The following is a 23,532-nucleotide window of genomic DNA, read 5'->3' as shown; positions in this document are numbered from 1 at the left end:
GAGAGAGTCCCGGACGCGGGTGGTGTGTCCGGGGCTCTCCCGGTCTCCAGGCCTTTTCGGGTCTCGCCGGGCTCAGGCGGTGCGGTCAGGCGGTGCGGTCAGGCGGTGCGGTCAGGCGGTGCGGTGGACCTTGGTGTTGGAGGCCTGGGCGCGGGGGCGGACCACCAGGAGGTCGATGTTGACGTGGCTGGGTCGGGTGACGGCCCAGGTGATGGTGTCGGCCACGTCGTCGGCTGTGAGGGGGGCCTCGACGCCCGCGTACACCTTTGCCGCCTTCTCGGTGTCGCCGCGGAAGCGGGTCGTGGCGAACTCCTCCGTCTTGACCATGCCGGGGGCGACCTCGATGACACGGACCGGGGTGCCGACGATCTCCAGGCGGAGGGTCTCGGCCAGGACGTGTTCGCCGTGCTTGGCGGCCACGTAGCCGCCGCCGCCCTCGTAGGTGGTGAGGCCTGCGGTGGAGGAGAGGATCACGACCGTGCCGTCGCCGCTCTCGGTGAGGGCGGGGAGCAGGGCCTGGGTCACGTTGAGCGTGCCGATGACGTTCGTCTCGTACATCTGGCGCCAGTCGGCGGGGTCGCCGGTGGCGACGGGGTCGGCGCCGAGTGCGCCGCCGGCGTTGTTGACGAGGACGGCGAGGGTACGGAACGCCGTGGCGAACTCGTCCACCGCATCGCGGTCGGTGACATCCAGGGCGTACGCCGTTGCCTGGTGGCCCGCCTCGTTGATCTCGGCGGCGAGCGCCTCGATGCGGTCCTTGCGGCGGGCGGTCAGGACTATGCGGTAGCCGGCGGCGGCCAGCTGTCGGGCCGTCGCGGCGCCGATGCCGCTGCTCGCTCCGGTGATGACGGCGATCGGGATGGCGGCCATGGCGGACTCCTCGGGCAGCTGATCGGTACGGGGCCAGGATAGGCAGGTGCGCGGTCAGTGGTTTCGCGGGGCGTACATGATCACCGCCATGCCGGCCAGACAGATCAGCGCGCCGATCACGTCCCAGCGGTCGGGGCGGTAGCCGTCGGCGACCATGCCCCAGGCGATCGAGCCCGCGACGAAGACACCGCCGTACGCGGCGAGGATGCGGCCGAACTCGCCGTCCGGCTGGAGCGTGGCGACGAAACCGTAGGCACCCAGCGCGATGACGCCCGCGCCGATCCAGATCCAGCCCCGGTGCTCACGCACGCCCTGCCAGACGAGCCAGGCGCCGCCGATCTCGAACAGTGCGGCGATGACGAACAGAGCGGCAGAGCGGGCGACGACCATGGAGCCAGCGTGTCACGGGCGACGAGGGGGAAGGCACGCCGAATCGGTGGGTAAATATGGATAATTCGGCGATATCTGTATCTTCGGTGCATGGTAGTGACACGTAGAGCTGTGCCTGTGATGTTCGCGGCGGCGGCGACGGCTGCGATGGCTGCGACTGTGGTGTTGGGGATGGGTGGAGCGGCTGCGGCTGTGACCGGGACTGCCGGTGCGCCGGGGGCGGGGGCCGGGGGCATTGCGCCCGAGGCGGATGTGTCGCTCCACGGGCATGTCTCGCTGTGGGGCACGGGGCTCGGGGTCTGGGTGCGGAGCCAGAACCGCGGTCCGTCGAACCTGGCCGGTGTGACCGTGCGGGTGCGTACGTCGGTGTCGCTCTCCGGCCGGCAGGAGCTTCCGGGGAGCTGTCTGCAGGCCGACCCGCGGACCGTGCTGTGCCGGACGGATGCGCTGCGCGCGGACGCGACGGAGGGGCGGCAGCTCGCCCTCGAACTGCAGTTGGCGGGGCGGCCGGACGAGGTCGTCGTGCGGGTCGACACGCTGTGGAACGGTGGAGCGACCGACCGGAACCAGAAGAACAACAACCACGAGGTGCTGGCTCCGGCCACCGGGGACGAGTACGTGTTCTGATGCGTCTTCCGGCCTCTGGTCGGCGATGCGGGTGCCACGGCCGCCGCGAGTGCCGGGCGCGTGTTCATCGGGTGAGTGCGGCCCGCAGGTCCGCCGGGTCGGCGTGGTCGCTCGCCCAGGCGATGTAGCCGTCGGGGCGGACGAGCAGGGTGGTGGTGCGGTCGCCCCTCCAGTGGGCGTGCACCAACGGGATCGGTGATGCCGGAGCGGCGGCGTCGGCGGGGGTGACGAGCACGAACGTGCCGTCGCACAGCAGTTGGTGGAGGCGGCCCTCCCGCAGGCTCAGGTCGGGGGCGCGCTTTGCGGTGAGGGGGTGGGTGCCGCGCGGTGCCGCGTAGGAGATCGAGATACCGGAGATCAGGCCGACGGCCTTGTCGGAGGCGGGCCGGATCGCGGACAGCGCCTTGGCGGCGAGTGCCCGGACCGTCCGCTGGAGCGGGGTGCGGGCCATGGCGAGGCGGATGAGGGCGCCGCTGGAGCGGAGCACCATCGCCCCGACCGGGTGCCGTTCCGTGTGATAGCTGTCGAGCAGCGCCTCCGGGTCGGCCGTTTGCCCACGCAGTACGGCGGCGAGCTTCCAGGAGAGGTTGGCGGCGTCCTGGATGCCGGTGTTCATGCCCTGGCCGCCTGCGGGTGAGTGGACATGGGCGGCGTCCCCGGCGAGGAAGACCCGGCCGGTGCGATAGGCGGGCACCTGGCGTTCGTCGCTGTGGAAGCGGGAGATCCAGCGCGCCTCGTGCATGCCGTAGTCGGTGCCGAGGGCGCGGCGGGTGATCTCGCGCAGTTCGTCGAGGTCGACGGGGTCGCTGTCGGCGGCCTGGTGTGCGCGGTTCCAGCCCATCACGCGGTACCAGCCGTCGCCGAAGGGGACGATGAAGGCGAAGGTGTCCCCCACGCCGTTGACCGCCAGGAGGCCGGGGGGCTCCTCGGTGAGCCGGACGTCGGCGAGGGCCATGGACCGGATCACGGATTCGCCGGGGAAGGGGAGGCCGAGTGCCTGACGCACTCGGCTCCGTACTCCGTCGGTACCGACGAGGTAGCGGGCGCTGAGCGTGGCCGGGCTGCCGTCCGCCTCGCGCAGTTCGGCGGTGACGGTGTCCGAGGCGTCGCTCTGGTGGAGCGCGGTCAGCTCCGTGCCGTACCGGAAATGGGCGCCCGCGGCGCGGGCGCGGTGCTCCAGCAGACGCTCCACCTCGTACTGCGGGGTGATCAGCACGAAGGGGAAGCGGGTGTGCAGCCGGGAGAGGTCGAGCGAGAGCCTGCCGAAGAAGCGCAGGGCGGAGAGGGGTGTGCCCGTCTTGACGAGCTCGTCGGCGAGGCCGCGGGTGTCGAGCAGTTCGAGTGTGCGGGCGTGTACGGCGAAGGCACGCGTCATGTTGCTGGTCTCGTGCGGGCGGCGCTCCACGAGGGCGACCGAGAGGCCCTGGGCGGCGAGGTCGCCCGCGAGCAGCAGGCCGGTGGGGCCTGCGCCCACGACGAGTACGTCGACGGTGCCGGGTGCGGTGCTCGGGGTGGTGGTCATGGCTGCCTCCTGGCCCGTTCGTCAGCGATCATCTTCGTGCCAACAAGTGTTGGTCAACGCTTGTTGGCAACGGTAGCTCCGTTCCGGCTGGCATGTCAACACCCGTTGGCCTACAGTTGTTGGCGTGACGATCAAGCCAGCCACTGCCCCCCGCCGCTCGGATGCCACCAAGGCAGCGATCCTCGAAGCCGCGCGCGAGCGGTTCGCCGCCGACGGGTACGAGCGCGCCACCATCCGGGCCATCGCCCGTGACGCGAACATCGATCCGTCGATGGTCATGCGCTACTACGGCAACAAGGAGGGGCTGTTCGCCGCCGCGTCCATGATCGACCTGCGGATGCCCGAGCTGGGGGCGATACCGGGCAAGCACATCGGCGCTGTCCTCGTCGCGCACTTCCTGGACCGCTGGGAGGGCGACGACGTGCTCACGGGCCTGCTCAGGGTCGGCGTCACCAACGACGCGGGCGCCGAGCGGGTGAGGGCGGTCTTCGCCGAGCAGTTCGGTCCGGCAGTGGCCGGCGTCTGCCCCGACCCGGCCGACGCCCCGCGCCGTGCGGCCCTCGTCGCCTCGCAGATCCTGGGGATGGCGCTCGCGCGCTACGTCCTGCGGATCGCGCCCGTCGCCTCGATGCCGCGCGAGGAAGTGATCGCCTGGCTCGCACCCACCGTTCAGCGCTATCTGACCGCTGAGCGGCCGTAGCGCAGCCGCGACGGGTGTTATCCGCTCCGTGCACCCTCTGCATGCCGCAGAAGCCCGAGGCTCGCCGCAGTGCGCTGATGGCCGAGCCGGCCGGCGCTCCGTCAGTCTCCGGCTCCGGACGGGCTCGACGGCGCCCGGTCGTGGTCGTTCTTCTCGGTGTCGTCCGGTGGGGTGGGTGCGAAGTCGTGGAGCGCCTTCGTGACGATCGCGTCCAGGTGGGTGTGGTGGGCACCCCGCCAGTAGACGCGGTCGCACTCCGTGCACTGCGCGAAGACGTCGTACGAGCGCCGGGTGCCGTGCTCCAGATGGTCGCTGACGGAGTCCTTGTCGGCCGCCTTCAGCGGGCCGTTGCAGGCGGTGCATCTGGTCCAGGGGGCCAGATGCGGCGTGAACCGCTCCAGAACGTCCCGCAGTTGGTCGTCCGGCCGGTCGCTGTAGACGTACGCCCCCGCCCAGATCTCCCGCCGGTGCAGCAGCCCGCGGTCCCGGGAGAGCAGTACGCGGCGCTCGTCCGCCGACCGGGTGGCCAGCGCGGCATCACCGATGTCCTCGCTCTCGTACGCCGCATCGACACCCAGCAGCCGAAGCCGCCGGGCGAGCGTGCCGAGATGGACGTCGAGCAGGAACCGCAGGGGTGCGCCCGGGACGCGCTGGGGGCGTTCCACGGCGTGTACCTCGACCAGTTCGCCCGCCCTCGGGATGTGCGAGACGGGTACGGGGCGGCCGTCGACCAGGAGTTGTCCGGCCTCGGTGAGCGGGATGCCGAGCGACTCCACGACATGGCCAAGGGTGGAGGAACCGTCGGTGGTCACGGCCGAGCGTCCCCGGCGGCGTTCATGGGCGACGAAGAGCCGCAGTTCGGGGTCGACTTCGAGGTGGATCTCCGGTCCGTTCACCTGCTCAGGATGTCATCGCGAGGGGCGCGTCAGCCAGGGGATTCGGCGCCGGGGTGCGGGGCTCAGGGGCGGAAGGGTGCCGGGTGTTCCTCGACCCGGGTGGCGAAGGTGCGGGCCGGGTGGCCGGTCAGCTTCTCCGTGTCGCCGGTCACCTCGGCCGGTGAGCCGTCCGGGCCGCCTCCGCGTACTCCTCGGGAGCGCCGTGGTCCGCGATGCCGCCGGTGACCAGGACCGCATCCGGCTGCCGGGGCAGGGAGCCGAGGTGCGCCGGGTCCGCGCGAGACCCGGGCGGACCCGGACGGGCCAGGGCCGCCCCGGCGCCTACAGTTCCCGCATGAAGATCCTCGACCTCGAACCCGGCGATGCCCGACTGGCCGCCGACCTGCTTCCCGTCCTGCGTGAACTCCGCCCGCACCTCACCGAGGACCTCTTCCGGGAGGTGTACGAGAAGGGGCACGCCCAGGGGCTGCGGTTCAGCGCCGCCTACGACGACGAGGGCACCTGCGTGGGTGCGGCCGGCTGGCGCATTGTCGACAACACCAGCCAGATCCGGCAGCTGTACGTGGACGACCTGGTCACCGCCGAAGGCGCCCGTTCCACCGGCGTCGGCCGCCGACTCCTCGGGCATCTCGAAGGGCGGGCCAGGGAGGCCGGCTGTCTGCACCTCAACCTGGACTCGGGCACGCAGCGCACCGACGCCCACCGCTTCTATCTGCGGGAGCGGCTGAGCATCGTCGCGTTCAACTTCGACAAGGCCCTTGACCTGGACTGAGCTCAAGGGCCGCCCCGACCCGGGCCCGGCGTGGGCCCGCGCGTGGGCCGAGGATCAGCGTCCCTCGTCCGGGCCGGCGGCCTCCCGGCGCGTGACGCCGGGGGCCGGAGGGTGCGTGTCCGGTGCCCCCGGGCTGTCGTAGAGGCCGCCCAGCCTCGTGTACGCGCCGTCGACGATGCCCTCGGCGTCCACCAGCATCGCGCGCTCGGCCAGCCGTGCCGCCCGATGGGTATACGGGGACGGTGGCGCGGGGTGCCGACGCCGCCACCAGCTCTCGCACGCCGCGTAGATGCCGCCATGAAGATCATTCGTTGGCCAATGAATGGCCGAATGCGGGTGATTGGGGGACGGGGGGCTGGGGCCGGTGCCCCGGTCCGGCCTACCGGCTCCATACATGCACGGCGTCGCCCGCCTCCGACACCGTGAACCAGGTGCCGTCGCCGAGGGCCGTGACTCCACCCGATATCGGGAAGGGGTACGTGATCTGCGCGGTCACCCGCATCTGCGCCGCGTCCGTGCTCACCAGCCAGTGGCGCTGCGCGCCGTACTCCTCGTCCCTTTCCGACGTACCGGCGATGACGGTCTCCTCGTCGAGGAAGCCGCACTCGTAGTCCCAGAGCGTCTCGTCGGCGTCCTGGTCGTCGGGATCGGCCTCGGGGTGGCGGGGAATGGTGTTCTCGGTGTCGAGTTCGGACAGTACGGAACCGTCGTCGACCCGGTGCACGCCGAGCGTCTCCTCGTAATGAGTCACCGTCAGGAAGCGCTCGCCCGAAGGGCTCACCGCCATCAGGACCCGCTCGTCGTCACAGAACCGCTCGACGGAGAGCTTCTCGCCGTCCCACCGGCCCCACAGCATCGGCACCCCGTCCTGGCCCTCGCCGACACTCAGCCCCATCCGGGAGGGGTCCGGGTGCGGGACATGATCCGAGCCCGCGGCCACGGTCTCCGCGTCCGCCCGGCCGAGCACCCACCCGTCGGCGGCGTCGATGACCAGCCATTCGTCCAGCGCCTCCGGGTCGGGTCCGGCCACCGCGACGGGGCCGCGGATGTGGGCCCACACCAGTGTTCCGTCCGCCGAGAACACGGCCGAGCCGCTGTCCGCGTACCGATGCGAACGGTCGGTCGCGTACTCCTCGTACGTGGTGTGGAGTGCGCGGCAGCTGCCGTCCCAGCAGCCGTGCCGGACCTCCCAGCGCACCGCGCCCGTCGGGTCCACCGCGCGCAGCGCGTGCACCCCGGCGAAGACCGCGAGATCACCGCTCGGCGCCACCGTGCAGGTACCGAAGCGGCGGGGCCAGGGTGCGGGGAAACGGATCGCCGGGGCGCCCTCGGTGTCCGGGTCGATGGCGGCCAACTCGGTGTCGCCGCGCTGGAGGAGCAGGCGCCGGCCGGGGGCGGGCTGTTTGTCGCCGGACGCGGGCCGTATGTCCTCCTGCCGTGCGGGCCACTGCAGGAGGTGCGGGGCGTCCGCCGCGTCCTGCTTGCAGTCCAGCGGTGCGGCGAGCGTGGTGACAAGACGTGCGGCGGCAGCGTTGGCCATGGGTCGGCCCTCCCCCTCGTACATGAGTACATCGACTCGTACATGAGTGCATCGGTACGAGGAGAACCGTACGGCGGGGGACCGACAGCCGACGTCGGGCCCGGTACGTATCAAGCCCCGTACGTCTCAGGCCCGTACATCTCAGCGCCATACGTCTCGGTCCCGTACCTCTCAGGCCCGGGACGAAAGGTATGCATCAGGGACGACGGCGACCGGGCAGGGCGCGTAATGCAGCATCGCGTGGTTCACCGGGCCCAGATGGAATCCGGGCCATCCGCCGGTCCGCCGGGCGCCGACGACCAGCAGTTCCGCGCCTGCGGCGGCTTCGATCAATTCCTGGTGCGCCGGTCCCTGTACCACCGACCTGTGGATGGTGACGTCGGAGGAACCGGACCGGTCCAGCGCCGCCAGTACCTCTTCGAGGTGTTCCTCGGCCTGTTGGTGGTGTGCGGAAACCGGGGAGCCCGAGAGGAGCGGATGGCTCATGGCCTCGTGGGCGGGGGAGCGCCAGGCTCGCACGGCGATCAGCTCGCCGTGGCGCGATGCCGCCTGGTCGAGTGCGAAGGCGGCGGCTGCCGAGGGGCCTGAGGCGCTGCCGATCCCGACGACGACGCGGCCGGACTTCGGCGGGGTGCTCGGCGCCGTTGCCTGGACCACCACGACCGGGCAGTGGGAGCGGCCGGCGAGTGCGAGACTGACGGACCCCAGGAGCATCCCGGCGATCCGGCCCCGGCCGCGGGAGCCGAGGACGACAAGGGCTGCCTCGTGGCTCTCCCTGACGAGTGCGGCCGCCGGGTCCTCGGGCTGCACGGAGGCCACCACACGCATCTCGGGGCCGAGCCGTTGCGCGCGTTCCTGGGCGGCGGCGACGAGATGCTCGGCGAGGATCTGTTCGGTGGGGCGCTCGGTGTCGAACGTGGGGTGTGCGCCTTCGTAGCGCTCCCACAGCGACGCGTGGACAACGCGCAGGGGGAGCCCTGAGCGTGCCGCTTCCGCCGCTGCCCAGTCCAGGGCACGGAGACTGCCCTCCGATCCGTCCACTCCGACGACTACGGGGAGCTGCATCACCACCACCGACTTCCGTGCTCGGTTCACCCCGGGTTCGGGCGTATTGCTCGGGCGTATGTCCGGGTGTTTCTACGGTTCGATCGTCAGCACCTGGTCCAAGGGGCGGCGTGGCGTGCGTGGTCCTGTGGGCCCGTATCCCAGACGGACGATCGTCTGTGCGTGCCCCGTGCCGAAGGTTGGATCGCGCAGGAGCCACCGAAGGTCCGGCCATTCGACGGGCTGGGTCGCGAACGAGGTGGACACATTGTGGGGCGTGGCGGTGAGCAGTACGCGCTCCAGCGCCTGACCTGCGCTCAGCCAGTCCATGGGGTGGTCGCCCGGGGTGCTCAGCAGGGCCAGTTGCGGCAGCTTCTCGAACTGGACGCGTGCCCGGCCAGGGCTGGGCGTTGTGCATGGACGGGGCGGCGGTGGCATCGGCGACGAGGACGGTCAGCATTGCGTCGTCGAGTGGCTGGCTGGGCATCGGAACTCCCGGAGATCGGGAACGGTCGATGGTCTCTTCAGCATGGAACAGATGTTGGCCGGGTGGCATGGGCCTTTCGTCCCTCGGTCGCGCCCCGGAAGGTCCCGCGCCCCGGACCGTTCAGGCCTCAGGGGCCTCGGCCCGGGGACCGTACAGCTGCAGCAGCCTTGTCCGTGTTCCGTACAGGCGTTCCGCCACCGTCTCGGCGACGTACTTGTACACCGCCCGGCCCAGTACCGCATCGGCCTCGCACAGCCGGCGGACGGCAGCGGCATCGAATTCCACGGCCTGTCCCGCCCGGATCACGTGCGCACCCATGTGCCACACGTGCGGGGAGAACAGCCAGGACCAGCCCAGCAGGTCGTCCTGGCCCAGTGTCTCGATGACCGCCGCACGGCGGCCGGGCACATGGATGTCGACCTCGACCTGTCCGGAGCGGATGATCCAGAAGCGGTCGGCCCGTCTGCCCTCTTCGAAGAGGCGTTCGTCGAGGGCCAGAGACACTTCGCGGGCCGCCTCGTCGAGCAGGCGTGTCCGGCCGTCGGGCGGGATCACGTCGAGCAGACTCCTGGTCGTTGACATGGAATCCTCCGTCCGTGGCGGGTCCCTGGAGGGCTGCGGCTGCCGCGCGTGCCCGACCGCGACTGCCTGTTGTGAACGATATGCGCGGTTCCGGGGGGACGCTCGGTCACGATGCCGTACGCAGTCCACGGCGCGCCCGTACGCAGTCCATGCCGCGCCCGTACGCCGGAACCGTGCTGCCATTACGCCGGAACCGTGGTGCCATGAAGAAGAGCCCCTGACGAAGGGACCGCCCCGGTCATGGCAGCCGCACCGTCCCTGGCACCGTGCCTGCGCTCCGTGCGGGCCGTGGTCTTCGACACCGACGGAGTGATCACCGACTCCGCCCGCAGCCACGCCGCAGCCTGGAAGAAGGCGTTCGACGCCTGTCTGTCGGCCATCGAGGGGCAGCGGCCGTTCGACGCCGTCGAGGACTATCTGCGCCACGTCGACGGCCGGTCGCGGAAGGACGGTGCAGCGGCCTTCCTGGCATCGAGGGGACTGGACCTTCCCGAAGGCAGCCCCGAAGACCCACCGGGAACCGCGACGGTATGGGCGATCGCCGCCCGTAAGGACGAGCTGTTCACGCAGAGCCTGCGCACCGACCCGGTCGCCGTCTGGCCCGGCACGGTCCGCCTCCTCGACGTGCTGCGCGGCGAGCGGGTGCCCTGCGCCGCTGTCTCGGCCTCCCGGCACGCGACGGAACTGCTGGCGCGGTCCGGCCTCATCGACCGGTTCGACGCCGTGGTCGACGGAAACGAGGCGCGCCGGCTGCGACTGCCCGGGAAACCGGACCCCTCGCTCTTCGCCGAGGCGGCGAGGCGCCTGCGGACCCCGGTCCGGGACACCGCCGTGGTGGAGGACGCGCTGGCCGGGGTCGAGGCCGGGCGCCGTGGCGGCTTCGGACTCGTGGTCGGCGTGGACCGTACGGGCAGCCCCACCAGCGCCGCTGAGCTGCGCCGCCACGGTGCCGACATAGTGGTGCCCGATCCGGGGGACCTGCTGACGGCCGGGGACGACTGATGGCGTGGGCCTGGACCTGGTCGTACGAGGGTTACGACCCGGAGAAGGAACGGCTGCGCGAGGCGCTGTGCACGCTCGGCAACGGTTACTTCGCCACTCGTGGAGCCGCATCCGAGACGTCCGAGGGCCGGTCGCACTACCCCGGCACCTACGGGGCGGGCTGCTACAACCGGCTGACCTCCTCGGTCCGGGGCCTCCGGGTGGAGAACGAGGACCTGGTCAACCTGCCGAACTGGCTGCCGCTGCGCTACCGCATCCACCCCACCGGTACCACCCCGGGACCGTGGCTCACCCCGGATCACGAGCACCTCGCGGAACACCATCAGTCACTCGATCTGCGCGGGGGCACGCTGACCCGCCGATCCGTCTACGAGGACGAGGACGGCCGGTGGCTGCATGTGGAGCAGTGCCGCCTGGTGCACATGGGGCATCCGCATCTCGCCGCCCTGCACACGGTGTTCCGGGCGGAGGGATGGGCGGGCGTGATCGAGGTGGAGGCGGGGATCGACGGCGACGTCCGCAATTCCGGCGTCGCGCGGTACCGGGATCTGTCGAACCGGCACCTGACCGGCTGGGTGACCGCGACGGAGGAGGAGGGAGTGGTGTCGCTGAGGTGCCGCACGGTGGAGTCGGACATCGGCGTCGCGCTGGCGGCCCGCACGCTGGCCAGGTGCGGCGGCGGAAGGAAACAGGGAGCCGAACCGGGTCCGGGCCCCCACTCCCGGCAGGCGGAGAAGGCGGTTTTCCAGCGGCTGGTGCTCCCGCTGAGCCCGGACTTTGACGCCGTCGTCGACAAGACGGTGGCGCTGTACACCTCGCGCGACCTCGCGATCGGCAGCCCCCTGTGGGCAGCCGTGGACGAGGTGCGAAGGGCCCCGGACTTCTCGCATCTGCTGTCCTCGCACCAGCGGGCCTGGGGCGACCTGTGGCAGCAGGTCCGGCTGGAGGTCCCGGGCGAAGCGGGCCGCATTCTCCGGCTGCACCTCTTCCATGTACTGCAGACGCTCTCCCCGCACACCGCCGGACTCGATGTGGGGGTACCGGCGAGAGGACTGCACGGTGAGGCGTACCGGGGCCATGTCTTCTGGGACGAGCTGTTCGTACTGCCGTTCCTGAATCTGCATCTCCCGGAAGTCTCCCGAGGACTTCTCGACTACCGCTACAGGCGGCTGCCCGCAGCCTGCCAAGCGGCGCGCGAGGCGGGCAGGGCCGGGGCGATGTATCCGTGGCAGAGCGCCGACAACGGACGCGAGGAGACCCAGGAACTCCATCTCAACCCGTGCTCGGGGCGTTGGCTGCCCGACCGCTCCCGGCTGCAGCACCATGTCGGCTCGGCCGTCGCCTACAACATCTGGCAGTACTGCCAGGCCACCGCGGACACGGAGTACCTGTACTCCAGGGGCTCGGAAATGCTGCTGCAGATCGCCAGGTTCTGGGCGGACAGCGCCGAATGGGACGCGTCCCTGGCCCGGTACCGCATCCGCGGTGTCGTCGGACCGGACGAGTACCACGACGCCTATCCGGGAACCGAGGCGGCAGGCCTCGACGACAACACGTACACGAACGTGACAGCGGCCTGGGTTCTGTCACGTTCGACGGAGCTGTACCGCGCCCTGCCCGAGACACGACGCCGGCAGTTCCTCGACCGGATCGGGCTCGACCCCGATGAACCGGAACGCTGGGAGGACATCTCCCACCGGCTGCATGTGCCGTATCACCGGGGTGTCATCAGCCAGTTCGCCGGTTACGGGGAACTGGACGAGCTCGACTGGGACGGGTACCGGAAGCAGTACGGGGACATCCGGCGGCTGGACCGGATCCTGGAGGCGGAGGGCGACACCGTCAACCGCTACCAGGCGTCCAAACAGGCCGATGTGCTGATGCTCGGCTACCTCTTCTCGCCCGAGGAACTCGCCGGCCTCTTCCGGCAGCTCGGGCATGTACTGGACGAAGACACCTGGCGCGCCACCGTCGACTACTACCTCGCCCGTACGAGCCACGGCTCCACGCTCAGCTCCCTGGTCCATGCCTGGGTGCTCGCCCGCGTACGCCGCGAGGTGGCGTGGAAGTACTGCGAGGAGGCGCTGACCGGGGATGTGGCCGACATCCAGGGCGGCACCACCGAGGAGGGCATCCACCTGGGGGCGATGGCCGGCACCCTCGACTTCGTACAGCGCGGGTTGACGGGGCTGGAGACCCGCGACGACGCGCTGTGGCTCGCGCCCGCCACGCTGCCCCAGCTCTCGAAACTCGGGGTACGCATCAGATTCCGCCGGCACTGGGACGTGGACCTGCGCATCCGTGCCCAGCGCGTGCGGATCGCCGTACCGGACTCGCACCACGCGGCCGTCCGGGTCGCCCTGGGAGGCCACACCCATGTGATCACACCCGGTACGGCCCGATGGCTCGATCTGCCTCCGGCCCGGCCCTGAACCCACCCCCTCGTCGCTCACCACCCCGCAGTCAGTGGGGCAGTGTCATCTCGAAGGACGTGTGCCCGGGACGGCTGTCGACCTCGATGGTGCCGCCGTGCGCGGTGACCACGGCGTGGACGATCGCCAGACCGAGGCCGGTACTGCCGGTCTTCCGGGAGCGGCTGTGATCCGCGCGGACGAAGCGGCCGAAGATCTCGGGCTGGAGTTCCTCGGGGATGCCGGGCCCGTTGTCGGTCACGGTCAGACGGGCGACGGTGTCCTCGGCGCGGAGCCCTACGGTCACCTCGGTGCCGTCGGGAGTGTGGGTGCGGGCGTTGGTGAGGAGGTTGCCGATCGCCTGGTGGAGGCGGTGACCGTCACCGGTGACGGTCACGGGCTCTTCGGGGAGGTCGAGCAGCCAGCGGTGACCGGGGCCTGCGGCCCGGGTGTCCTGCGTCGCGTCGAGGACGAGCAGGGTCAGGTCGACGGGTTCGTGGTCCAGGGGGCGCCCGGCGTCGAGCCGGGCGAGGAGCAACAGGTCGTCGACGAGGCCGCTCATCCGCCGGGACTCCGCCTCGATCCGTTCCAGGGCGCGCCCGACCTCGTCGGGTACGGGGCCGTGGCGGCGCAGGGCGAGTTCGGCGTGGCCGCGGATATTGGCGACAGGGGTGCGCAGTTCGTGGCTGGCGTCCGCGGCGAAGTGCCGCAGTCGTTCCTCGCTCGCCTGGCGTCGGGCGAGCGCGTCTCCGACATGTCCGAGCATGCGGTTGAGAGCGGTGGCGACCTGCCCGACCTCGGTGCGTGGATCGGCGACGGGCAACGGTCCCGGCATGGCGACTTCGCCGCTGGCGAGCGGCAGCCGGGCCACGTTCGCGGCCTGCGCGGTGACCCGGTGCAGGGGACGCAGCGAGATCCGTACCCACAGGGCTCCTGTGACGCCGGTGGCCAGCAGAGCGGTGCCGAACACCATCGCCTCGACCGCTTCGAGCCGGTGCACGGTCTCTTCCACGGGGTGCAGCGGCAGTCCGGCGATCAGGACGTCGTGATCGTCACCGGTCACCGCGGTGACCCGGTAGGCCCCGAGCACGGAGAGACGAATGCTGTGGCCGCCCGCGCCGACCGGGACGGCGGCCAGAGCGCGCCTGTCCTCGGCCGTCAGCGGCACAGGGCGGTCGGCCGCCTCGTCGACCACGGCCGCCCGGGTGACCGTCCCGTTCAGCAGCCGGGCGCCGAACGTGTGCTCCGACTGCCCGCGGGTGTCGGGGCTGTTGTCGGCGTCCGGCCTGGCCTCGTGTTCCAGACTGGCCGCGAACCGGCCGCCGGACGCGGTGAGCTGCTGGTCCAGGCGGCGTACCAGGAAGCCTTCGAGCGCCAGGGCGGTCGTGATGCCGACGGCCAGACAGGCGACGGCGAGCAGCAGGACGAGCCCGGCGGTGAGCTGTCCCCGCAAGGTGTGCGGCACGAGCCGCCTCACGAGGAGCCCGGCTTCAGGACGTATCCCACACCTCGCACCGTATGGATCATGGGGGTGCGGCCCGCGTCGATCTTCTTGCGCAGATAGCTGATGTAGAGCTCGACGACGTGGGCACGGCCTCCGAAGTCGTAGGCCCAGACCCGGTCGAGGATCTGCTCCTTGGACAGCACCCGGCGTGGGTTGCGCATCAGGAACCGCAGGAGCTCGAATTCGGTGCGGGACAGCTCAACGATGTCGCCCCCGCGTCTGACCTCCCTGGCCTCCTCGTCCATGGTGAGCTCGCCCACGGCCAGCCCGCTCCCGCCCGATCCGCTCGCCGTTCCCGCCCGGCGCAGCAGCCCGCGCAGCCGGGCCAGCACTTCTTCCAGGCTGAACGGCTTGGTCACGTAGTCGTCGCCGCCTGCCGTGATACCCGCGATACGGTCCTCCACCGCGTCGCGGGCGGTCAGGAACAGCACGCAGACCTCCCTCGCCTCGCGGCGCAGCTCCCGCAGCACCCGCAGGCCGTCCATGTCGGGCAGCATCCGGTCCAGTACGACGGCGTCCGGCCGAAAGACACGGGCCTCGGCGACCGCGGAGGCGCCGTCCGCGGCGGTACGGACCTGCCAGCCCTCGCCGGTCAGCGCTCCGGCCAGCACCTCGGTCAGGTCCGGTTCGTCGTCGACGACGAGGACCCGCATCGGTTCCCCGTCGGGCCGGCGCAGGGACGGCTGCGTGCGGTGGTTGCTCATGGTCTGTCCAGCATCCCCCAGCCCGCGGCGCGGCGGGCCGCCCACATCCTGTGAGTTCCCTCTTAATCCTTGCCCGGCAACCGGCCGGACGGGGGCGGGCGGTCATCCGGCTCGGAGGGTGCGGCGTCCGGTTCAGAAGGTACGCAGAGGATGCGCTGCAAGTCTGGCGAAGCCCACCACACAAGCGGATCCACCTGAGGAGCGCCATGGCCGGCACACCCCTGACCGCCAGGTACGCGAGCCGCGGCCCGAGCCACCGGCTACCCCCGCGCAGCGTTGTCCCCCTGCTCGTCCCCGGACTGATCTGGGCGGGTGCCGCGGCCGTCCTGGCCCTGTGGTGGAGCGACACCACCGCCGTCGTCGGTGTGACCGGCTGGCTGACCGGCGCGGGGCGCATCACCGGCCTCCTGGCCGGGTACGCGTGCGCCGTCCTGCTGGCCCTCATGGCCCGTGTCCCGCTGCTCGACCACAGCATCGGAACCGACCGGCTGGCCCGCTGGCACGCGTTGGGCGGGCGCTGCACCATCTCGTTGATCCTCGCCCACACCCTGCTCATCATCTGGGGATATGCCGTCGCCTCCCGGACGAACGTGGTGGACCAGACCACGCTCCTGGTCCTGCACTATCCGGACCTCCTCAAAGGAACAGTGGGCTTCCTGCTCCTCGTCGGTACGGGAATCCTCTCTGCGCGGGCCGCCCGCCACAGGATGAGTTATGAGACCTGGCACTACCTGCATTTCGCCACCTATCTGGCGGTCTTCCTCGCCTTCGGCCACCAGCTGTCCAACGGAGCGGATTTCGTCGCCGACCGCCCCGCGCAGCTCGCCTGGTACGCCCTCTACCTGGGTGTCTTCGCCCTCATCGCGTGGTACCGGTTCACCGTCCCCGTACGCCGTGGACTGCGTCACCGGCTGACGGTGTCCACCGTCCGCACCGAGGCCCCCGGTGTCGTCTCGGTCCATCTCACAGGCCGGCACCTGGACGAACTGGGAGCTCAGCCGGGCCAGTTCTTCCGCTGGCGCTTCCTCACCCACGGACTGTGGTGGACCGCCAACCCCTACTCGCTGTCCGCGCCGCCGCACCCCCGCCAGCTGCGGATCACCGTGAAGGCCGACGGTTCCCACAGCGAGGCCCTCGCCCACCTCGCCCCCGGCACCCGGGTCTGGGCCGAGGGCCCGTACGGCGGCTTCACCGCGGACCGCCGCACCGCATCCAAGGTTCTGCTGCTCGCCGGCGGCGTCGGCATCACTCCACTGCGGGCGCTGTTCGAGACGTTGCCCGGACAGGTGACGCTCATATACCGGGCCCGGCGGGCCGAGGACCTCGCCCTGCGCGCGGAGCTCGACGCGATCGCCGCCGCCCGTTCCACGACGCGCGTCCACTACGTCGTCGACGACGAACCTGCGCCGACCTCTCCTCACCAGGGCCCGTACCCCGTTCCGGATGCTGTCCCGCCGGTCTCCCTGCTGACCTCGCACGCTCTGAGCGGTCTCGTCCCGGACCTGGCCGAGCACGACGTCTACCTCTGCGGTCCGCCCGGCATGACCGATGCGGCGGTACACGCACTGCGTGACGCCGGAGTACCGAACCGCCGGATCCACCACGAGTCATTCACGTTCTGATGAGCACCCGGAGGAGAACCACCGTGCGTCGAACCGTCCTCATCACCGTCGGTACCAGCGGGCTGATCGTGGTGCTGTTGTCGCTCAAGCCCCATCAGATGCCCGGCATGGCCGAAGGATCAACCGGGCCCGCCACCACGACGCCCCCGCACACCTCGACGAGCGCCCCGCCGGGCACCCACACCGCATCCGGCACCTTCACCGGCGATCCCGTCGACACGGAGTACGGGACGGTGCAGGTGGCCGTCACCCTCGTGCGGGGAAAGCTCACTGCCGTACGCGTACTCCAGGCACCGAACGAGAACGGCCGGGACCAGCAGCTCGCCGCCTATGCCCTGCCCCGCCTGACCCAGGAGGCCCTCGGCACCCAGAGCGCGCACATCGACTCCGTGTCCGGGGCCAGCTACACCAGCCAGGGATACACGCAGTCGCTGCAGAGTGCACTGGACAAGTCCGGTGCATGACACCGAACACGGCCTGCGCCATGTCGAGCATGTGATGGGCACCGTCTTCTCCTTCGACATCTGCCAACGCCCCACTGCGGCGATCCGCCAGGCCCTCGAAGAGGCCGTGCGCGGGCTGCACCACGCCGACGCCGTGTTCTCGACCTACCGTCCCGAAAGCGTCATCAGCAGGCTCGGCCGGGGCGAGTTCGGACTCGACGCCTGCCCGGCCGAGGTTCAGGACGTCCTCGCGCTCTGCGCGGAAGCGAACCGGACCAGCGACGGCTGGTTCAGTACCACCCCGGGCGGCACCCTCGACCCCTCCGGCCTGGTCAAGGGCTGGGCGGCCGAAGCCGCTTCACACCTCTTGTACGAGGCGGGCGCACGGAACACGTGCGTCAACGCCGGAGGCGATCTCCAACTGCGCGGCGAAGCATCCCCCGGCACGCCCTGGCGCATAGGCATCGCCCACCCGCTGCGCCCCGGAGAACTGGCCGCCGTGGTGACCGGACATGACCTGGCCGTCGCGACCTCGGGAACCGCCGAACGCGGGGCCCACATCCTCGACCCGCACACCGGAGAGCCGGCCCGCGCCCTGGCCTCTCTCACCCTGACAGGCCCCCGGCTGACCATGACGGACGCCTACGCCACAGCCGCGTTCGCCATGGGCGCGGCGGCACCCGGCTGGCTGGAATCGCTGGACGGGTACGAGGCGCTGGCCATCGCACCCGACGGGCAGGAGTGGCACACCCCCGGCTTCGGCCGCCGACGGCCTTGACGCGTGCCACTGGCGGCGCCCGTCGACTGCCGAGTCGCCCCGAGTCGCGGCAGTCCCTCGGAACCCCGTCGCACGACTTCTGTCTGCGCTCACCTGCGGACACGGGGCGTGCTCCGGATCCTCGCAGAACACTCACAGGCGATCATTTGGTGAGAAGGGGCTGACTGAACCGCAATCTGATGCCCCGGACCCTCAGGTCCGTGTGATGACCGTCATGCTGATCATTTCGGGTTCGGTGTCGTCCGGAAGCGGGGTGCCGGGCGTAAGCCCGGTGAGACCGAGGAGATCCAGGAGCTGATTGTTGACCGTCGAGGAGTTCGAAGAGTTCTATGCGCAGACGGCCGCCCGGCTGACGGGGCAGTTGTTTGTGATGCTCGGCGACCAGCACGAGGCGCAGGACGTGGTGCAGGAAGCTTTCGTCAAAGGCTGGAGCCGACGGCGTCAGCTTGACCGTGACGGGCAGCCCGAGGCATGGATCCGTACGGTCGCCTGGCGCCTGGCGGTGAGCCGGTGGCGCGGGCGGCGCCGTACGGCGGACGCCTGGCAGCGCAGTGGTGCCCCGCCTCATATGGAGGCTCCTGGCCCGGAGTCGGTGGCCTTGGTCTCCCGGCCCTCTCCCGTGCCCTCCCCGCCCCGCACCAGCCTGCCGCCGACGACGGGCGTGCCGTCCCCCGGCCAGAACTCATCGGGGCCACCGGCCACCCCCAGCCGGAGCGACCCGCCCCGCTGACCTCCCGCCTCCCGTGCCCCGGGTAGCTACCCGGGGCAGCTCGGCACGCGCGAATTCGACCCAGGAGATTTCTGTTGTGAGCCTTTCATTCCTCCACCGGCAGCGCGAGCGTCCGCCCGCCCGAACCAGTACCGTTTCCGGACCGCCCCGCGACGCCCCGTCACCGAGCACGACATTTTTTGGCCGGCTGTTCCTCCGGCTCAAGCCCGCCGACCGCGAGGTGCTGTGGCTGTACCTGCTGACCCGCGCAGGCATCTGGATCACCGCCTACTGCACCCGCTGGCTGTTCCCCGACGACCGCCAGACCCACCACGCCGCCTCGTTCTTCTCACCGTGGCAGCGCTGGGACTGGTGGCACTACCTGCACATAGCCCAGGACGGCTACTTCCCGGGCCAGTCCGGCCCCTGGACAGCCGGCTGGGACAACAGGGAAGCCTTCTTCCCCGGCTTCCCCCTCGCGCTGCGGGCCGTCCATACCGTCGTCCCGAGCTGGCCCGCGGCCGGTGCGCTGATCTCCCTCGTTGCCGGAGGCGTCGCCGTACTGGCCCTGGCCAGGATCGCCCGGCTGCACCTGTCGCAGGACAACGCGGGCCGGCGCGCGGCCCTGTTCTTCCTGCTCTCCCCGTGCGCGGTCTTCCTGGCCGCCGGCTACACCGAAGCGCTCTTCCTCGCCCTGGCGCTGCCGGCCTGGCTGGCCGCCCAGCGCCTCAACTGGCCGCTCGCAGCCGCCCTGACGTGCCTGGCCACCACTGTCCGTGTCAGCGGCCTCTTCCTCGCCGCGGCTCTCGCGGTCCACTTCCTGGTCACCGCCCGCACCCCCGCCCACTGGCGACGTCTTCCCTGGCTGACCCTGCCCGCCCTCCCGCCGCTCCTCCACAGCTGGTACCTGCACGCGCACACCGGCGACTGGATGGCCTGGAAACACGCCGAGGAACGCGGCTGGTACCGCGACTTCCACGCCCCCTGGGAAGCCTGGCAGAACACCTGGCACGCCGCCTTCGGGCACTCCCAGAGCACCGGGTACGCCCTGATGAGCCAGGCCGAACTCCTCGCCATGCTGGTCGGCATCGGCCTGTGCGGCCTGCTGCTCCGACAGCGGCGCTGGCCGGAAGCCGTGTACATCGGCCTCAGCCTGTGGGCCCTGGGTACCTCCTACTGGTACACGTCCATCCCCCGCGCGACCCTCCTGTGGTGGCCCCTGTGGACCGGCCTCGCTGCCTGGAGCCTGCGAAACGCCCACATCAAGACCGCCTACCTCGTCATCGCAGCACCCCTGATGACCGTCTTCGCCGTCACCTTCCTCTCCGGACGGTGGGCCGGCTGACCCACCCCGCGGAAGCAGTGTGAGGACGGCCGAGCAGGCGAGGTGGACTCGGACGTTCCTCCGGAAGCCAGATCAACTGGGTCAGATCCGCGCCTGGTTCGGCAGCGACCCTGCATGGTGAGGCGCTGTGGACGGCGCAGATCCCCAATGACGCCGATCCGGACGTCCAGCGCGTGCTGAGCTGCGTCACGAAGCTACGCACCATCCTCAAGGGCTGCGAACAGAGGAACTGGCCCATCAACGATCTCGAATACCAGTGGGCCCCGCTCGCGTCCCTGCTCCCCTTCGCCCGCTACCGCGACCACCAGGACCCAGTCAATCGCCACCTTCCTTTCCTCCTTGCCGCTGACGTCGCCGAGGCTCTCGTCACCAGGGCGAGGACAGCGATCTAAGGGTTGCGGCAGGCATGGCGCCACGAAATGGCCGCCCGGGACCGTCGGCGTACGCTGCCGGAGCTGCACCATTTCAGCTCTCCGGCACGCCTACGCCTCCGTGCTCCTGGACGCGGGCGAGAGCATCAAAGCGCTCTCCGAGTACCTCGGATACTCGGACCCGGGCTTCACGTTGCGGACGTACACGCACCTGCTGCCGTCCAGCGAGACCCACCCGCACATGACGAGGGCGGAGCCCGAAAGCCCCGCCCGAACCCCCGCCTGACCCCGGGTCAGGGCCACACCAGGCAGTACGCCTGATGCCCCGCGTCGTGCAGCCGGTGGCTGAAGTCCTGCCACTCGTGCAGCAGCTGGTAGACGTTGAACGCGTCGCGCGGGCCGCCGCGGTCCGGGACCGTGGACCAGATGAAGGCCGCGGCACCCACCGACTCCTCGCCGACGCCGCGCAGCGGGTCGACGACCGTCATCGGGAGCTTGACCACCGCGTAGTCGGGGTGCAGTACGACCAGTTCCAGTGGGGGGACCCTGTGCAGAGGTATGCCCTGGATGCCGGTGAGGACCATCGCCGCCACCGTCTCCGGCTTGATCTTGGTGAACATGCCGCCCATGCCCAGTTCGTCGCCGCCGAGCTCCTCGGGGCGCATCGAAATGGGCACGCGTGCCGCGGTCGCCCCGTCAGGGGCGCCGAAATACTTGTAGGTCACCCCCACCCGGCCACCACTCCTGCTTCCGGCTCCGACACCCTGCGTACCACCGGCCTGCATGCCCTGTCTGCGTTCCGCCTCACGCCGGTGCCGACCCCGCCGGGAAGGCTCGGGCCCCAGGTCGTCGGTCCCTTCGCCCACTCCGCCACCGCGATGCATATCTCATCCACCCGACTACTACTTAAGGAGACACAGCCCCCGCCGCGCAACCCGATCATCGTGTCAGTGACCTCCCCCACGGGCGTGCGGTGAAACACCTGTCCGCAAGACCGTCCGTGGCTCTGACACCATGGCTTGTGTGAGCTTTCCCTATGACGCCCCAGTTTCGCAGACGCTTTTCGACCGCGCGTCCCTCGTGACGCCCGGCGGCGTGAACTCTCCCGTCCGTGCCTTCCGGGCCGTGGGCGGTACGCCCCGCTTCATGGTGTCCGGTACCGGTGCGTACCTCACCGATGCCGACGGCCGTGAGTATGTCGACCTCGTGTGCTCGTGGGGGCCGATGATCCTCGGCCACTCCCACCCCGAGGTCATCGCCGCAGTTCAGGAGGCTGTCGCCCGCGGCACCTCGTTCGGTACGCCCGGTGAGGGCGAGGTCGCGCTCGCCGAGGAGATCGTGGCCCGGGTCGAGCCCGTGGAGCAGGTGCGGCTGGTGTCGTCCGGCACCGAGGCGACCATGTCCGCGATCCGTCTCGCCCGCGGGTTCACCGGCCGGGCCAAGGTGGTGAAGTTCGCCGGCTGCTACCACGGCCACGTCGACGCGCTGCTCGCCGCCGCCGGGTCCGGCGTCGCGACCTTCGGCCTGCCGGACACCCCGGGGGTCACCGGCGCGCAGGCCGGCGACACGATCGTGCTGCCGTACAACGACCTGGACGCCGTGCGGGAGGCGTTCGCCGCGCAGCCCGGCGAGATCGCCTGTGTGATCACCGAGGCGTCGCCGGGCAACATGGGCGTCGTACCGCCGCTGGACGGCTTCAACGCCGGGCTCAAGGAGATTTGCGCCGCCAATGGCGCGCTCTACATCTCCGACGAGGTCATGACCGGTTTCCGTACCTCGAAGGCTGGCTGGTTCGGCGTCGACGGGGTGCGGCCCGACCTGATGACCTTCGGCAAGGTCATGGGCGGCGGCTTCCCGGCAGCGGCCTTCGGCGGGCGCGCGGACGTGATGGCGCACCTCGCCCCGGCCGGTCCCGTCTACCAGGCGGGCACCCTCTCCGGTAACCCCGTCGCCACCGCCGCCGGTCTCGCCCAGCTGCGGCTGCTCGACGACGCCGCGTACGCGAAGGTGGACGCGGTCTCCGCGGAGATCCGCGGTCTGGTCAGTGAGGCGCTCGCCAAGGAAGGTGTGGCACACACCGTGCAGGCGGCGAGCAACATGTTCTCCGTCTTCTTCACCGACCGGCCGGTGAGGAACTACGAGGACGCGAAGCAGCAGGAAGCTTTCCGCTTCACCGCCTTCTTCCACTCGCTGCTGTCGCAGGGCGTCTACCTGCCGCCGTCCGCCTTCGAGTCCTGGTTCGTCTCCACCGCCCACGACACGCAGGCCGTCGAGCGCATCGCCGCCGCCCTGCCCGCCGCTGCCCGCGCCGCATCGGAGGCCACCGCATGAGCGAGAACGAAAGCCGCAAGGACATCACCGTCGTCCATCTGATGCGGCACGGCGAGGTGCACAACCCGCAGGGCGTGCTCTACGGGCGCCGTCCCGGCTACCACCTCTCCGAGCTCGGCCGGCAGATGGCCGACCGGGTCGCCGAGCACCTGGAAGGCCGCGACATCACCCATGTCGTCGCCTCCCCGCTGGAGCGCGCCCAGGAGACGGCCACGCCGATCGCCAAGACGCACGGCCTCGACCTGGCCACCGACGAGCGGCTCATCGAGGCCGCCAACGTCTTCGAGGGCAAGACCTTCGGGGTCGGCGACGGGGCGCTGCGCAAGCCGGACAACTGGAAGCACCTGACGAATCCGTTCCGGCCGTCGTGGGGCGAGCCGTACATCGAGCAGGTCGTACGGATGATGGGCGCCCTGGACGCCGCGCGTGACGCGGCGCGCGGGCACGAGGCGGTGTGCGTCAGCCATCAGCTGCCGATCTGGATCGTGCGCAGTTTTGTGGAGCGGCGGCGGCTGTGGCACGACCCGCGCAAGCGGCAGTGCACGCTCGCGTCGCTGACCAGCTTCACGTACCAGGGCGACAAGATCGTGTCGGTCGGGTACACGGAGCCGGCGCGGGATCTGGTGCCGGCGCATCTGTGGGCGGGCGCGAAGCCGGTGAAGGGGAAGTCGAAGGCGTTCGGCGCGTAGCCGGCCCGGGTTCCCCCGGTCGGCCGGTCTCCCCGGTCGTCCGGTAACCGTTTTGTCCTCAATCGCCGGACGGGCTTGATTTTCTGCCCGTCCGGCGATTTTTGCTGCCGCCGCGGGACTGGCGCCCCGAGGCCGGGGTTTGATCCCCGTCCAGCGTCCGACATGCGTTCGGTCAGGACCAAGGTCTGGTCGC

The 23,532-nt window shown here is 70.7% G+C and carries 25 protein-coding genes and 1 pseudogene; 14 read left to right on the top strand and 12 right to left on the bottom strand.

Translation table 11 applies throughout. The features are described from left to right. Positions 1-111 precede the first annotated feature (111 nt). Positions 112-870, bottom strand: a complete 759-nt coding sequence (locus tag ABTZ94_RS07475; RefSeq protein ID WP_351198447.1) for an SDR family NAD(P)-dependent oxidoreductase — start codon at positions 868-870, stop codon at positions 112-114. Between the two features lie 54 nt (positions 871-924). Then, positions 925-1,260 carry a YnfA family protein gene (locus ABTZ94_RS07470; RefSeq protein WP_351198445.1) on the bottom strand — a complete coding sequence of 112 codons (336 nt, stop codon included), beginning with the start codon at positions 1,258-1,260 and terminating at the stop codon, positions 925-927. Positions 1,261-1,452: 192 nt separating this feature from the next. Between ABTZ94_RS07470 and ABTZ94_RS07465 the strand changes: the two genes are divergently transcribed. Then, entirely contained in the window at positions 1,453-1,887 is a 435-nt protein-coding gene (locus tag ABTZ94_RS07465; protein ID WP_351198443.1) for a hypothetical protein, read from the top strand. A 64-nt stretch (positions 1,888-1,951) separates the two neighbouring features. Here ABTZ94_RS07465 and ABTZ94_RS07460 read toward each other — a convergent pair whose 3' ends face one another. Then, on the bottom strand, positions 1,952-3,409 hold the full coding sequence (locus ABTZ94_RS07460) for an FAD-dependent monooxygenase (protein WP_351198441.1): 1,458 nt from the start codon (positions 3,407-3,409) through the stop codon (positions 1,952-1,954). 124 nt (positions 3,410-3,533) lie between these two features. Between ABTZ94_RS07460 and ABTZ94_RS07455 the strand changes: the two genes are divergently transcribed. Further along, entirely contained in the window at positions 3,534-4,109 is a 576-nt protein-coding gene (locus tag ABTZ94_RS07455) for a TetR/AcrR family transcriptional regulator (protein WP_351198439.1), read from the top strand. Positions 4,110-4,210: 101 nt separating this feature from the next. On the opposite strand, the gene ABTZ94_RS07450 is transcribed toward ABTZ94_RS07455, so the two are convergent. After that, complete coding sequence (locus tag ABTZ94_RS07450; RefSeq protein WP_351198437.1) at positions 4,211-5,005, bottom strand: Mut7-C RNAse domain-containing protein; 795 nt, start codon at positions 5,003-5,005, stop codon at positions 4,211-4,213. Positions 5,006-5,339: 334 nt separating this feature from the next. Between ABTZ94_RS07450 and ABTZ94_RS07445 the strand changes: the two genes are divergently transcribed. Further along, positions 5,340-5,777: a GNAT family N-acetyltransferase gene (locus tag ABTZ94_RS07445; RefSeq protein ID WP_351198435.1), complete on the top strand. Its 438-nt coding sequence runs from the start codon at positions 5,340-5,342 to the stop codon at positions 5,775-5,777. Positions 5,778-5,831: 54 nt separating this feature from the next. On the opposite strand, the gene ABTZ94_RS07440 is transcribed toward ABTZ94_RS07445, so the two are convergent. The 5 genes from ABTZ94_RS07440 to ABTZ94_RS07420 all read right to left on the bottom strand — a co-directional run bounded on the left by ABTZ94_RS07440 (position 5,832) and on the right by ABTZ94_RS07420 (position 9,430). Continuing rightward, entirely contained in the window at positions 5,832-5,975 is a 144-nt protein-coding gene (locus tag ABTZ94_RS07440) for a hypothetical protein (protein ID WP_351198433.1), read from the bottom strand. A 181-nt stretch (positions 5,976-6,156) separates the two neighbouring features. Then, a complete protein-coding gene (locus tag ABTZ94_RS07435) occupies positions 6,157-7,317 on the bottom strand; it encodes a hypothetical protein (RefSeq protein WP_351198431.1) in 1,161 nt (386 codons plus the stop codon). A 171-nt stretch (positions 7,318-7,488) separates the two neighbouring features. Continuing rightward, on the bottom strand, positions 7,489-8,382 hold the full coding sequence (locus ABTZ94_RS07430) for a universal stress protein (RefSeq protein ID WP_351198429.1): 894 nt from the start codon (positions 8,380-8,382) through the stop codon (positions 7,489-7,491). Between the two features lie 72 nt (positions 8,383-8,454). Next, entirely contained in the window at positions 8,455-8,799 is a 345-nt protein-coding gene (locus ABTZ94_RS07425) for a hypothetical protein (RefSeq protein ID WP_351198427.1), read from the bottom strand. A gap of 169 nt (positions 8,800-8,968) precedes the next feature. Further along, positions 8,969-9,430 carry a cyclic nucleotide-binding domain-containing protein gene (locus ABTZ94_RS07420; RefSeq protein WP_351198425.1) on the bottom strand — a complete coding sequence of 154 codons (462 nt, stop codon included), beginning with the start codon at positions 9,428-9,430 and terminating at the stop codon, positions 8,969-8,971. 240 nt (positions 9,431-9,670) lie between these two features. On the opposite strand from ABTZ94_RS07420, the gene ABTZ94_RS07415 reads away from it, so the two are divergent. Both ABTZ94_RS07415 and ABTZ94_RS07410 read left to right on the top strand, forming a co-directional pair. Then, positions 9,671-10,432: an HAD family hydrolase gene (locus tag ABTZ94_RS07415; RefSeq protein ID WP_351198424.1), complete on the top strand. Its 762-nt coding sequence runs from the start codon at positions 9,671-9,673 to the stop codon at positions 10,430-10,432. After that, a complete protein-coding gene (locus ABTZ94_RS07410; protein ID WP_351198422.1) occupies positions 10,432-12,864 on the top strand; it encodes a glycoside hydrolase family 65 protein in 2,433 nt (810 codons plus the stop codon). Before ABTZ94_RS07415 ends, ABTZ94_RS07410 begins: the two co-directional genes overlap by 1 nt. A gap of 31 nt (positions 12,865-12,895) precedes the next feature. Here ABTZ94_RS07410 and ABTZ94_RS07405 read toward each other — a convergent pair whose 3' ends face one another. Continuing rightward, positions 12,896-14,320: a sensor histidine kinase gene (locus ABTZ94_RS07405; protein WP_351198420.1), complete on the bottom strand. Its 1,425-nt coding sequence runs from the start codon at positions 14,318-14,320 to the stop codon at positions 12,896-12,898. After that, on the bottom strand, positions 14,317-15,051 hold the full coding sequence (locus tag ABTZ94_RS07400; RefSeq protein ID WP_351198418.1) for a response regulator transcription factor: 735 nt from the start codon (positions 15,049-15,051) through the stop codon (positions 14,317-14,319). The genes ABTZ94_RS07405 and ABTZ94_RS07400 overlap by 4 nt, the downstream gene beginning before the upstream one ends. Before the next feature lie 206 nt (positions 15,052-15,257). Here ABTZ94_RS07400 and ABTZ94_RS07395 point away from each other — a divergent pair, with 206 nt between their 5' ends. From ABTZ94_RS07395 to ABTZ94_RS07365, 7 genes and pseudogenes are all read left to right on the top strand, one after another. Then, complete coding sequence (locus tag ABTZ94_RS07395; RefSeq protein WP_351198416.1) at positions 15,258-16,673, top strand: ferredoxin reductase family protein; 1,416 nt, start codon at positions 15,258-15,260, stop codon at positions 16,671-16,673. Between the two features lie 23 nt (positions 16,674-16,696). Beyond that, on the top strand, positions 16,697-17,137 hold the full coding sequence (locus ABTZ94_RS07390; RefSeq protein ID WP_351198414.1) for an FMN-binding protein: 441 nt from the start codon (positions 16,697-16,699) through the stop codon (positions 17,135-17,137). Continuing rightward, a complete protein-coding gene (locus ABTZ94_RS07385; protein ID WP_502967195.1) occupies positions 17,130-17,894 on the top strand; it encodes an FAD:protein FMN transferase in 765 nt (254 codons plus the stop codon). The genes ABTZ94_RS07390 and ABTZ94_RS07385 overlap by 8 nt, the downstream gene beginning before the upstream one ends. Positions 17,895-18,195: 301 nt before the next feature. After that, on the top strand, positions 18,196-18,624 hold the full coding sequence (locus tag ABTZ94_RS07380; protein WP_351198412.1) for a sigma factor: 429 nt from the start codon (positions 18,196-18,198) through the stop codon (positions 18,622-18,624). 67 nt (positions 18,625-18,691) lie between these two features. Further along, positions 18,692-19,948 carry a mannosyltransferase family protein gene (locus ABTZ94_RS07375; RefSeq protein ID WP_502967198.1) on the top strand — a complete coding sequence of 419 codons (1,257 nt, stop codon included), beginning with the start codon at positions 18,692-18,694 and terminating at the stop codon, positions 19,946-19,948. Positions 19,949-20,121: 173 nt separating this feature from the next. Further along, positions 20,122-20,340: a hypothetical protein gene (locus ABTZ94_RS07370; protein ID WP_351198486.1), complete on the top strand. Its 219-nt coding sequence runs from the start codon at positions 20,122-20,124 to the stop codon at positions 20,338-20,340. A 76-nt stretch (positions 20,341-20,416) separates the two neighbouring features. Further along, positions 20,417-20,605 (top strand): annotated as a pseudogene (locus ABTZ94_RS07365) (site-specific integrase); the annotation flags it as partial. Between the two features lie 7 nt (positions 20,606-20,612). On the opposite strand, the gene ABTZ94_RS07360 reads toward ABTZ94_RS07365, so the two are convergent. Next, a complete protein-coding gene (locus tag ABTZ94_RS07360) occupies positions 20,613-21,203 on the bottom strand; it encodes a hypothetical protein (protein WP_351198410.1) in 591 nt (196 codons plus the stop codon). Positions 21,204-21,333: 130 nt separating this feature from the next. Here ABTZ94_RS07360 and hemL point away from each other — a divergent pair, with 130 nt between their 5' ends. Together hemL and ABTZ94_RS07350 are read left to right on the top strand one after the other, a co-directional pair. Next, positions 21,334-22,650 (top strand): glutamate-1-semialdehyde 2,1-aminomutase, encoded by a 1,317-nt coding sequence (gene hemL / locus ABTZ94_RS07355; RefSeq protein ID WP_502967194.1) that lies wholly within the window; start codon positions 21,334-21,336, stop codon positions 22,648-22,650. Next, on the top strand, positions 22,647-23,339 hold the full coding sequence (locus ABTZ94_RS07350) for a histidine phosphatase family protein (protein ID WP_351198406.1): 693 nt from the start codon (positions 22,647-22,649) through the stop codon (positions 23,337-23,339). Before hemL ends, ABTZ94_RS07350 begins: the two co-directional genes overlap by 4 nt. Positions 23,340-23,532: the final 193 nt, after the last annotated feature.

It is taken from the genome of Streptomyces sp. NPDC002785 (genome assembly GCF_040295565.1).
Classification (GTDB): domain Bacteria; phylum Actinomycetota; class Actinomycetes; order Streptomycetales; family Streptomycetaceae; genus Streptomyces.
The sequence above is the reverse complement of the archived record's forward strand: the minus strand, read 5'-3'. Positions and strand labels throughout refer to the sequence as shown.